Raw genomic sequence first — 628 nt, 5'->3', positions numbered from 1 at the left:
GGGCTGATCCTCGGCCCGTACGAGAACATCGGGCGGCTGCCGTGGTGGCTGGGGCGGATGGCGCGGGGCGGGACCGTGTTGGCGCCCGGCCCGCGGGAGTTGGCCCTGCAGTACGTGGACGTGCGGGACCTGGCCGCCTGGTGCCTGGACGCGGGCGCGGCCGGGCTCGGCGGCCCGTACAACGTGATCAGCCCGTCGGGGCACGCCACCATGGGCGAGCTGCTCACGGCGTGCGCGCGGGTGACCGGCGGTGGGGCGACGCTGCGCTGGCTGGACGCGGGGGCGGTGTTGGCAGCGGGCATCGAGCCGTGGACGGAGCTGCCGGTGTGGGCGGCGGCGGGCGAGCTGTACGACGCGCTGCACCGTACGGACGTGTCCCGGGCGGTGGCGGCGGGGCTGCGCTGCCGGCCCGTGGAGCAGACGGTGGCCGACACCTGGCGCTGGCTCCAGGACATCGGCGGGGTCGCCCCGCACCGCCCGGACCGCTCCCGGGTGGGCCTGGACCCGGCGAAGGAAGCGCGGGCGCTGCGCGCGGCGGCGGGCGAGGGCGGCGGGGGCGCGGGTCAGGGGCGAGGTCCGGTCCCGGGCTGAGCGGGCGCCCGGCCCGGGCCGGTGGCCGGGCGGGGGA

At 79.6% G+C, this 628-nt stretch carries 1 pseudogene; it reads left to right on the top strand.

From position 1 onward, the window contains the following. Positions 1-591 (top strand): annotated as a pseudogene (locus tag KUM32_RS37240) (reductase); the annotation flags it as partial. Positions 592-628: the final 37 nt, after the last annotated feature.

The organism is Streptomyces sp. AC627_RSS907 (genome assembly GCF_019049165.1).
Note: the sequence above shows the minus strand (reverse complement) of the source record. Positions and strands in the feature narration are given on the sequence as shown.